This window comes from Calothrix sp. NIES-2100, from assembly GCF_963875285.1.
Classification (GTDB): Bacteria; Cyanobacteriota; Cyanobacteriia; order Cyanobacteriales; family Nostocaceae; genus Aulosira.
Genome location: NZ_CAWNLA010000001.1, coordinates 3,138,959 through 3,150,001 on the forward strand (window position 1 = coordinate 3,138,959; position 11,043 = coordinate 3,150,001).

The 11,043-nt window shown below is 42.0% G+C and carries 9 protein-coding genes and 1 pseudogene; 4 read left to right on the plus strand and 6 right to left on the minus strand.

The features are described from left to right. Positions 1–261: 261 nt before the first annotated feature. From AACU32_RS13255 to AACU32_RS13265, 3 genes and pseudogenes are all read right to left on the minus strand, one after another. The gene (locus AACU32_RS13255) at positions 262–333 is read right to left on the minus strand and encodes a hypothetical protein (protein ID WP_339378682.1); all 72 of its coding nucleotides are present in this window, start codon (positions 331–333) and stop codon (positions 262–264) included. Between the two features lie 67 nt (positions 334–400). Next, a pseudogene (locus tag AACU32_RS13260) lies at positions 401–1,096 on the minus strand (IS982 family transposase); the annotation flags it as partial. Between the two features lie 132 nt (positions 1,097–1,228). Next, a complete protein-coding gene (locus AACU32_RS13265) occupies positions 1,229–1,567 on the minus strand; it encodes a helix-turn-helix domain-containing protein (protein WP_096600159.1) in 339 nt (112 codons plus the stop codon). A 163-nt stretch (positions 1,568–1,730) separates the two neighbouring features. Here AACU32_RS13265 and AACU32_RS13270 point away from each other — a divergent pair, with 163 nt between their 5' ends. After that, positions 1,731–2,285: a hypothetical protein gene (locus AACU32_RS13270; protein ID WP_339377842.1), complete on the plus strand. Its 555-nt coding sequence runs from the start codon at positions 1,731–1,733 to the stop codon at positions 2,283–2,285. Positions 2,286–2,578: 293 nt separating this feature from the next. On the opposite strand, the gene AACU32_RS13275 is transcribed toward AACU32_RS13270, so the two are convergent. After that, positions 2,579–4,738, minus strand: coding sequence for a pentapeptide repeat-containing protein (locus AACU32_RS13275; RefSeq protein ID WP_096600161.1), 2,160 nt, complete (start codon positions 4,736–4,738; stop codon positions 2,579–2,581). Between the two features lie 192 nt (positions 4,739–4,930). Here AACU32_RS13275 and AACU32_RS13280 point away from each other — a divergent pair, with 192 nt between their 5' ends. Then, positions 4,931–8,554 carry a LamG-like jellyroll fold domain-containing protein gene (locus AACU32_RS13280; RefSeq protein ID WP_096600163.1) on the plus strand — a complete coding sequence of 1,208 codons (3,624 nt, stop codon included), beginning with the start codon at positions 4,931–4,933 and terminating at the stop codon, positions 8,552–8,554. Positions 8,555–8,560: 6 nt separating this feature from the next. Here AACU32_RS13280 and AACU32_RS13285 read toward each other — a convergent pair whose 3' ends face one another. Together AACU32_RS13285 and AACU32_RS13290 are read right to left on the minus strand one after the other, a co-directional pair. Next, positions 8,561–9,283 carry a CHAT domain-containing protein gene (locus AACU32_RS13285; RefSeq protein ID WP_096600165.1) on the minus strand — a complete coding sequence of 241 codons (723 nt, stop codon included), beginning with the start codon at positions 9,281–9,283 and terminating at the stop codon, positions 8,561–8,563. Positions 9,284–9,719: 436 nt separating this feature from the next. Then, positions 9,720–9,926: a hypothetical protein gene (locus AACU32_RS13290; protein WP_339377844.1), complete on the minus strand. Its 207-nt coding sequence runs from the start codon at positions 9,924–9,926 to the stop codon at positions 9,720–9,722. A 345-nt stretch (positions 9,927–10,271) separates the two neighbouring features. On the opposite strand from AACU32_RS13290, the gene AACU32_RS13295 reads away from it, so the two are divergent. Beyond that, entirely contained in the window at positions 10,272–10,598 is a 327-nt protein-coding gene (locus AACU32_RS13295; protein ID WP_339377846.1) for a hypothetical protein, read from the plus strand. Between the two features lie 162 nt (positions 10,599–10,760). After that, positions 10,761–10,961 (plus strand): hypothetical protein, encoded by a 201-nt coding sequence (locus AACU32_RS13300; RefSeq protein WP_339377848.1) that lies wholly within the window; start codon positions 10,761–10,763, stop codon positions 10,959–10,961. The last annotated feature ends 82 nt before the right edge of the window (positions 10,962–11,043 follow it).

Sequence of the window (11,043 nt, forward strand, 5' to 3'; positions counted from 1 at the left end):
CAACTTGGTTGTAAGCGCAAGCGCAGGCTACGCCAACAGAAATCAAATAGGAGTCCTATACGATTCTTAGTATCAGTTTCTTCAGAGGACTTTAGCTTTTAGACAGGGAATTTATTCCCTGGCTGGCATATTAGCTTGTGGCGTGAATCATAGTTTCAGATTTTATTTATAATAAAATCCTTACAAACAAAGGTATCTAGCCATTTTTTCTGTATACGCTAAAACAAAATGATCAACTTATGGTTGTCAGACCACAGGCTTTTAAAGCCAGCTACCAACTAGAACAAATCCTGACCAATAGTAAGGGTGTTGGTATTCTGGATTTGACAGCACATGTAATTGTGCAAGTCTTAGTGCTTCTGCTTTAGTGAGCTTATTATTTAACGTGAGTTCGACGGAACTAAAAAATCGCAGGAGGCAGTGCAGGCAAATCTTTTGGGTAAATGTCAATGGAAGGTTTTTTAGGCAAATAGGTATAAGCAGCTAAACCAGCCATCAAGTTAACCAAAAAGTTAAATGGACTACGATGGCGAGAGTGTTATATTTGACATATATTTTTCAGATGGTCATTGACGGACTCAATCACGGCACGTTTACGTAACAAAATTTTATCAATTAGTTTTACCAAGCGATTTTTCATTTTCTTTTTAGATTTTGTAACTAATTGCAATCCTCGCTCATATAAATCCTCAAATAATTTTTGAGATATATATCCTCTGTCACCAAACAGTTTACCAATTAAGTCCTTAGTCATGTCTGGGACTCGCTTTCGGTCATCCACATTTGCTGGAGTTAGCTGAAATGCTAGTAGTTCTCCACGTTCATTAATAATCAAATGTAGTTTAAATCCAAAGTGCCAGCCCACAGAATTTTTTCCCCATTTCACTAATCCTTTAAATACCTTATGAGAATGTGCTCTACAATTATGACAAACATTAATCGGCGTAGAATCGATGAAGCTAATCCCAGTGATTTCTCCTGTACGTGTATGTAAAAAGCAACATAACAGCATTAAACACCAGGGCATCAGTTCTACAAACCGAGTGTAGCTGACCAAATTGGGAAACGCTCCACGCCAGCTTTGTAGTACGTGCAAGTTGATGGGTGTATGTCCGGTAAGTCATAATAGTAATTCCTGTTAAAGGGCTAAAAGGCGATCGCGCTTGTTTGCGAGACGGAGCGGTCGTCTTTTGTTATGACTTTGCTATACTAATTTAGTTAGTAATAATCAAGCAATATCTTTAATTTTTTGAGGTAATTTTACTAACGGACAACCCAAAAAATCCTCAATGCTTACCGAAAGTGCTTGACATATAGCTTCTAGCTTTTCAGTAGAAACTGTAGGGGCTGAATCTCTTGGGCTTGACTGTGGGTATTGTCCACGCTCTAAATGTTGAATTAATTGATAGGCACAGCCAGCACGTTTAGCTAGAGACTGCATAGACTCTTTGTCTCGTAAGATTTTTAGCTTCTTACCCAATTCCTTATTCCATCGAATAGATGCAATTAAGCTTTTATCGATAATCATTAATTCATTACCTAGTTCACCAATTGGATTAGTAGACATGATACATTATAGTACTAACTAAATTAGTAAAAAAAGACAAAACAACCCATTTAAAGTATGACTGCGATCGCTTGCAGTCTTTGTCATGCAATAAAAAAAGGAGATTGAAAGATTCAACAATGGCTAAACCTCAAACCTTGCACGCAGTGTTTTACTAGGGGAAATGAATAATAACCCTAGTAATAATCGGCGACGAAAGGGTGAGGGGAACGGGTCTATTTACTGGCGCACAATCAGCAAAAACGGCAAGGACTACCCCCAAGCTTACTATCACTGGCAAAAAGAAGGACACAAAAGGACAAAATACATTCCCAAAAGATTACTAGGGGAAATTCAAGAAGCCGAAACCGCAAAACGCCCAGTCTTAGAGATATTACGATTGTTGGGTGTTGAGGTAAACCCTAGTGATTTACTAGGGGATAAACCAATCAACCCTAGTAATGCAACTGATGAAACAAGCCCTAGTAATGACACATCCCCTAGTAAAATGCGACGAAACAAGGGGGAGGGAAGCGGCAGTATTCATTGGCGAACCATCACCAAGAACGGCAAGGATTACCAGCAAGCTTACTATCATTATGAGTTTTGGAGCGAAGGCGATCGCTTGGTCAAGTCATCGAAGTACATTCCCAAGAGATTACTGAAGCGAGTTCAGCAGATGGAGCGAGAGAAAGCAGCCGTTAGGGATATATTGCACGTATTGGGGGTAATGAAATGATGATGTTAAAGCTATTACAGTAACTACTGTTGAAGTACCTGAATTAACCCCAGAAGAACAAAGCGTAGACGCTGCATTGGCTTGTCGTAGACATCGCTTGCATCTCGAACGCAAAAATCTCATGCAAATGTGTCTCATTGGGACTCAAATAGAAATTGACTCAAGTGATGGGCCACAGCAATCTATGAGACATAAATTGAAAGTGAGTCGAGCGAACAGCAAATCATCGTTCAAATCACAGGTTTATACAAAAAACCCCTATGTCAGTTTGACAGTCTTCAGAAAGGAAAACTTTAAATTCTCAGTTGAGCAATCGCTGCTTCCACCGCAGTAGCAACCTCACCTTTGGGCATAGATCCAATCACCTGTTGGGATTGCTCAATCAAAAATTGTTTGAACCTCGGATCTTTCTCCGCTTCTACGCCAATGATCTGTTGAATTAGCTCCAGTTGTGTGCTGACGGTAGTCGCTACATTTTGTTGTTTGAACTGGGTAATCAAGCCTTGAAGGATGCTAGTCACCTGCTTTGGATCGCTAGAATTCGTCATCACCTGACGAATTTGATCGGCAGCTTCAGTGTATTCAATTTGTCCAGACCCAGCTAAATTGGTGATGGTACTTCCCGTGATAAAAAAGCTGTTGCCCAGCGATCGCTTGCTCAATTCTTTTAAGGCTTCAGCTTGATCACCCGTTACGCCTGCCAGTTGGTTGACTAACTGTTCACTGGCTGCCAGTCGTGCTTTGATTTCTTCATAGTCCCGGTAGATAGAGTCTCGAATAGTAGTTTCTACCGTACTTTCACGAGCAGTGGCTTGATAGGTCAAATTGAGCTGTGCTTCAATTAGGCGCTCTGTAACACTCCCCTTCGTTTTGGCTTTTACAACCCAGAGGTTTTCCCGTTGTTCAATTCCCTTTAGCTCAAATTCCAGTTCGGGCATTTCTGTTTGCAGCTTGTAAAAAGCAAGGCTGAGGGCACTGAAGTCAAACTCGCCCTTGAATACCAACTCCACCACATCTTCTGATTCTTGATAGAGGTATGCAAATTCACCCGCTTCAAAATCTCGATCGACCGGATAGCGATCGGTGGGCTGATTATCCTCATATTTGCGGTAAATGTAGTCGCAGCGCACGTTGGTAAAGCAAGTTTTATTACTGACACTCCAGTCTTCGATGCAAATACCCGTCAAATCGGCTCCTCGAAAGTTGGCTCTGGCAACTTGGGTACGTACAAAAATACTACCCCGCAGGTCGGCTCCCCGAAAGTCGGCTTCGGTGAGATTGGCATCAATCAGCACATTTTTCCTTAAATCAACGCCCTGAAAGTCTGCGCCTGCAAGCTGTGTCCGAACTAAGCGACTCTCTCGCAGGTCTGCCTGTTTCAAATCAGATCCGGTCAGGTTGGTATCAGTGAAATCGAAGCCTCGTAGGTCTGCCCCTTGCAGGTAGGCTCCCTGGAGATTTAACCCCCGAAAGTTGCGATCGGCACTACAGGCATGAGTCAGTAACTTCTGGACTTTGGGGATCTCTAAATCGAGGTACTGATTATCAACTCTGGCTCTTTCTAGCCCGATCGCTCCTTGAAAGCAAGTCCGATATAGTTTACGTGCCCGTAAATCAGAATTTGCCAACTTAGCATTTCTAAAGTTGATATTACTTAAATCCAGGTTGACGAAAGAAGTTCCCCACCAAGAGCCAACAATCAGTGCCCAGAATCGTTGAAGTTCTGGATATGACCAAGGTGTTCTCTTAAGATAATTAGAAACCCAAGCACTGAGTGTAAGAGACACACCGTATCCAGCACCCAGCAAAAGTACCGTCCAATAGATTATCGGCGAAGTGAGCAAAATTTCGCTAGATGGTTGCCTGTACTTTAATGCATCAGTAATCACGCTGAGGCAACTGATCATTGCAAAATAGGTACTGCTAGTAACAATACTTATTTTGAGTATTTTGGAATTGATAAATAAAATGTCAGCGACAGCAAGGGTAAAACGAATTATGAGAAAACTGGCAATGCTTAATCCTAAACATAGACCTGTTACATATATGATACCAAGTAGAAATGAAGAAAAATCCTGAATCAGATTAAGAGACGCCAATAGTATTGACAATACAATAGCAACGCTCAAACTAATGACTAGAGATAGTGTAACTTTAATGGTATCTTGAGTAATAGCAGTTGCAAATACAATCAATACAATGACCAGTGCTATATGAAATTGCAGACGAGTAGAATGATTGATTATGCAGTATAAGCTAAAGTATCCGCCAACATAACCCGAAAGCAGATGTGCTAAGATACTCAAGGTGATAGCGATCGCAGCCAAAGTAAACTTGAGTAAAAACTGTTGACCCGCCAGCTTATTTTGAAAATCTGCATTTAATAAATCATCCTGCAAAAACTGCTTGCCTTGAATGCTGCTAGCTTTGCGTCTCTGCTGCTCTGGTTTCATTTCTGCACACCCTGAACGAGAATCGAAGTTACTCAATAGAATTGAGGTAACAAAAAGTTCAGACAATATATCTTTAAAGCTCTCAACATTTTGAAACTATCAGAATGATAGAGTAATTAATATTGTTCTGTAAGCCTCAGCAGTATTACTATACAGTCATGATATTTCCGTTTCAAGTACAGGCTTAAATATATGACTCAATTAAAACAGGCTGCTCTACACTTACAGGGGGGTGTACCGTCGATGGGGGGGGGGATACAAACAACATCATCCATCGGTATATTGAGTACTGCTGAGTCTCCTGAAGTTGAGAGTTCTAGTAAAGTATCTGAAATTGTCAGAACGCGGTTGCGTACTAAGCAACACTCCTTGGTTAGCGTTGGGATTGAAGATGAAGATGAAGATTTTGTACCAATTTCGTTTTTAGAGGAAGGGATCAAGCAAAGTGCATCTGTTTGTCGGATTGCTAGATATTTTTCCCTGTTAGAGTTCCGTGACTTTGTTAAGGATCTTGAAAAGACTATCGATGACCTAAAGTTGACTGCTCACAACTTTGATACTGCTGACAAAGTGATTGAGGTCTTCTCTATTCCTCAACAAATTGCGGAAGAAATTTTTAGTGAATCAATCCGAAAGCAAATTGACGCAAAAGAAAAAACTCCGCTTCAGGTGCTTGAGGGAGTTACAGAAAATCAATTAGGCAAAATTCTACCAATCCCGATCGGGTCTGGTTTTCTAGTTGGTGGCAGCCATCTGCTCACAAATCATCATGTGATTCCAGATGCAAAAACCGCTGCTCAGTGTGTTGCTCAGTTCGGCTTTGTCGGAAATCTAAAGGGTGAAAGTCGCAACTCGGTTGATTATGAGTTTGATTCCACCTTATTCGTTTCCAATCCCGAACTTGATTACACGCTAGTACAACTTAAATCAGGTCAGTTTACTCGACAAGCAGGTTTCGAGTTTGGCTGGATTCAACTAGTTGAGAATGATGAGAATGTCGCTCCTGGATTGGTTTGCGTTAAATTCAAGGGCAGTCACGAACAAGTGCAATCAGCAATCAAATCAGGTGAAAGCGCGATCGCTGCGCTCAAATCCTACGGATACGAAATTATAGACTCAGAAGACTCTTTGATCATCTGGCATCCTGATGCTGACTCCTCAGAAACACAGGTTTATGAACTTAACAAAATCAAAAAACTCATCAAAGAACTAAGTCAATTGATGGAAAAAAAGGCAGATACAGAGCAGAAGGGTGATGCTGTGATTGTGGTGCAGCATCCGAAAGGCAGACAAAAGCAGATTGTTCTAAACAACAATGAAGTCATCACCAATGGACTCTACAAAAACTTCTTGAGATATAAAGCAGACGCAGACTATGGTTCGTCTGGAAGTCCTGCATTCAATACTCGTTGGGAACTAGTCGCGCTCCATCATGCTGCGGTTCCTAAAAAAGCTGAAGAGTCGTCTAACCAGGGATCAGATCGACCTGGGATCGCGTGTCATCAAGGTATTAGGACTTGTCGAATTGTTGCAGATCTCAAGCAGCGAAGCTTTACGAATCCCAAGTTGAAAAGCTTTATCCAGGATTTTGTGATTACTGCTGAACAGCTAAACTATCCGCCTCTACCTGCTGTAGCTAGATTGAACGAAGGAGTGAGTGGCAATCAAAAAAATGGCTGTTTTAATTGCGGTAATGATCACAGTTTAGATGTCCCTGAAGCGATGACTGTTGAAGCTTGGGTTGCAAAGCTCGATGATGAAAATGGTGCTATTTTTAGCCGAGAAATTGGCATGAAAAGTGGATATTGGATATGGTGGTTTAGTGGAAAAATACGTGTAGAGGTTCAATCAGAGGGAAAGGTATATATTGTTGACACAAAAAATACCGCACCTCAAGATAACCTATGGCATCATGTTGCATTTACATGGAGCAAGTCAGAAAAAATTCAAATATATATTGATGGAGAACAGCAAGAACCTCTAAAGAAGGAACAAATCCCTCTGAAAAGTCCAATTAATGTTGATGCACCCGTATGGATTGGAGGACGGCTTGGAGCGAACCTTAGCGGTGCGATTGCCGAAGTTCGTCTTTGGAACACTGAGCGCAGTCAAGCTCAAATTAAAGAAACGATGTATCGGCGGTTAATGGGCGACCGCAAAGAAGGGTTGATTGGTTATTGGCAATTTGAAGAAAATAAAGCCAGTAAGACCTACATTTATAATCTTGCCTCCCCGGATCGTGGATCGAAGGTTCCATCTATCGAGCTTTCCACGCCCCCTCCCAAAATTCCGCCTCAGTTTGGTTTAGAGTTAAATGGAGAAACCGATTATATCGACTGTGGCAGCGTTGCAATTGACAAAGCCATCACCTTTGAAGCTTGGGTAAAGCCCACCAACGGGAGAGATCAACCGAGCTTTATTGCAGGTCAAGGAGGATGTTGGGAACGACAAGGGTATAGTCTGTGGTGGAACAACAATAGCATTGTTGTGGAACTCCAGGGTGATCAGACTGAAATCCACACAAAAAATTACGTGCCTATGCCAGATGATGACGATTGGCACCACATCGCCTTCACCTGGAGCAAAGGGAGCAATATTTGCGTCTATATTGACGGAAATATTGCTCACGGTAATCAAGAATCTTTTGCCGGTCCGATTGGATTATCTGGCATGAATTTATGTATTGGTCGTAATAAGGCAATTACTGATAGGTATTACTTCAAAGGTTCGATCGCTGAAGTTCGTTTGTGGAAGGTAGCACGTTCTGAACAAGAAATCCGGGATGCCAGGTATCTGCTGGATGATAAAATTAAAGACACTAACCTAGTAGGATTAGTAGGATACTGGCGGCTAGACGAGCAAACCGGAAATGAAGCCGCTAATCTTGCTGGTGAAGTTCAGCCAGGAGTAGTTTATGGGGGAACGTGGTTGCAGCCGCAATATGTCGTTCGAGAAAAAAGTAAGGGTGATTTTGGGGTGGCTTTGGGAGCCGTGCAATGGTTAAAAGCCTCTGAATGTCCTGCTAGTTTACCTTTACCCTGTGGACTGAGGTTTAACGGCAAGGACGATCAGGTCAAGGTCAATTGTGGTCACGATCCAAGCCTGAATGCGACTGATGATGCCATTACCGTCGAAGCCTGGGTGAAACATCAGTTTGGGAATCGTTTGATTGTTAGTCGGGGTTGCTATGTTGACAACGGTTATTCTCTCTGCTGGCATGATGGTAAAATTCGGGTGATGCTTCTGGATAAGATTGCAAAACAGAAAGCGATCGTTGATACCAAAGAGAAGGCTCCTGTTGACCAAGTGTGGCATCATATCGCCTTTACCTGGGATGCAACCTCACACGAAATTTTCATCTATGTGGATGGCAGACAGCAGGATTGTGTGGTGATAGAAGGGCAAACCAAGTCGATCGCCTATGCCGGACAAACAAAAAGTACAGCGTTGTTTACAGGCTCTCTAGCTGACCTCACAACTGATCTCATCATCGGAGGTACAACCGAGAAAGAGCGGTACTCCGATGTGGCGATCGCTGAAGTGCGGCTTTGGAAAAAAGTTCGCACTCAAGATGAGATCAAGACCAACATGACCTGCCGCTTGAGCCGCAGAGATCGTGATTGGCAAGATCTTTTAGGTTACTGGCGACTGGACGATGGCGGCGAAGGCAATACCCAAGCACGTAACCTTAAATCCGACAGCAATCACGGTCTAATTCAAGGTGCAACCTGGTTTCCTGCACCGCCTGCATCCGCAAGCCTGAGTCAGCCTCCGACTGCAACAGAAAATCCCAGTAGCCCTCCTCCTTCCGCCTGAAGGCTCTTAGGCAGGTTTCTTTTTCAGGACAGGGGTCAAATACTCCTCAATCCCTGCCATGCGAATTGCATTACAACCGAGCTTGTAGGCAAACTCCACTGATTTACCAGCCCCCAAAGCTGCATAGAAAAGCACAGCAAACTCTATCGCCGCTCGATCGCCAATCGCCTTATTCATGCCGATGACATAAGGAATATGATTGGCGATCGCCTCTGCTTGAACTTCAGAGTAGCAAGCATTCAACACCACACACTCTACTCGATCCGCAAACAACTCAAATAATCCAGCCAATGCCTCCGTACTAACTGCCACTGCTTTTCCAACTTCATTCTCCAGGATCAACCCGATCTCGTTCTCCCCATGCCCAGAAAAATGAACCACTTGTGGCTTGAGATCTAGTAAAGCATTCTGAACATCTCGCGATCGCACTGCCCAGCGTTGTTCTAAATGGAAGCGATCGCGTTGATTAGCTCGTCGTAACCCTGCATCAATTTCTCGCACTTCTTCATCCAAACGCAAGGCAGGCGTAGATTTCGGATTTGCTGCCAGAATCAGAATGACCTTCTGCTGTTCCTCCAGAACTGTCTCAGATGATGCGGAAGCATTTTCAGTTTTTCGTTGTTGAGTGGCTTCGTTAATGTTCATCGTGCCACTACCCAACATATTGCCAACTGAACTGCCAGATATGTTAAACGTGTTTTGAGTTGAATCAGAATTGGGTTGAGTCATACTACTTCCAGATGAATATACCAAAATAAGTAAAGAATTTGAAGAACCACTTCGCACAGAGTTTAATGATTTAACAATTAAAATTTTTCAAGGAATTACACAAGTATTTACAGCACAGCAAACTCGAATTGATACAGTTACATAAAACCTTAAAAATATTATTAATATTAGTAACGACTCTATCATTATTTTACAAAAATAGTTAATTTATTCGGTAATATTTTGAGTGTTGTAAGTTTAGGTATTGCTGGCATTCCAAGTCTAGTATTCGGTCTAGGCATTGAGCCTTATTTAGGTGTAATTGGCAGCAAGATAGGCTGAAAAACTAATTTTTTGTTGAACGATACTGTTAAAAAGGTTTTATTTTTTAACAGTATCGTTCAACAAAAAGTTTAAATGATAGACTCTTGAGATTTCATATAATCTCGGAAGTAAATTATTTCTTGATTTTATCTATAGCTTTATTCATTTCTTTTGTATGAATCCAACCTACATAGCCTCCAAAAATCATCTTATTGTTGTAATCTGCTAAGAATATGTGTTTTACCTGTGCTGGATTTATGAAAATTTTAACTACCGTTTTATCTTTCAGTGTAAAAAAAGGTGTTGCTCTTTGAAAATCTCTACTATGAGCCATAGTCATACCAGGCACATTCACCAATATTTCAACAACTTCTTGGGCTGTTCGAGAAATACTAGAAGCAATTTGCGCTTCAGTATTCCATTCTTTTAAATAATCAATTGCTTTTTAAGATAAGCGGAAACCTTCTTCCAATACTCCAAACGGAATTAACATTTTAGCTCCTCCTGTTCTAATGAGAGTGAGAATGGGTTATAAGGTACTACACAGAACTTTTGATCTATTTCGTCAAGATGTTCCCAAAACGAGAAATCGGGTCAAGTAGAAACTAACCGATCGCAAATTTTACCGACAGCCGAAGGACAAATTCGCCCACTCACTAAACTCGAACCCCAGCAACAACAGGAAGTGTGGCAACAAGCAGTACAGAAAGCTGGCGGTAAAGTGCCGACTGGTAAAATCGTCAAAGATATAGTGCAGCGCATCATGGAACGTACCCAAGTACCCAACACCTACCAGTTGGGTGAGGTATGCCAAATCTTAGCCAAGGACAATCCCGAACTGAGGGGCAAAGGCGGTTACTGGGCGATTGTCGCTCAAGTGAATAACTTCAGTTGCACCGTGAGAAATTGGGATGGAGAACTGACGCTTGGGCTGAAGTATCTATATATTCAATACTGTCTTCATTGTGGGACAGCAGAGTGCTGCTCTAGTCCAAGTAAGAAAATTCCTTAAGAAATAGTGAGCAAGTAAAAAGCTGGCAATCTCTTGTGGTAAAGGTTTCAGCAGCTGCAACCTCGCAACACTTTTGCTTTGTTGTGGCTATGCGAACAGCACAGTTCGTTTGTCATTCTAAAGTTTGCACTCAAGAATGATGATTATCGTGAAGTACATTCTTTGCGACTGACTGATGATACCTGGAAGAGCTTAGGGATAGCCTCTGAATGTTTGGGTTTAACTCCTGCTGACTATTTAGAACACATTGTTAGACATAATGCTCTACCAAGTATTACACGGGAAGACTCAGAATTTTTAGCTTCCCATCAAGGGGAAACGAACCTCAACCGAGTATTACACGGCAGAGGGAGTTTTCTTTAACATCTGATACCGCCAGCGAAAGACAATCTGTTGGGTTGCTAACTATTTCAGAACTTGAAATTTTACGCGATCGCCTAAAAGT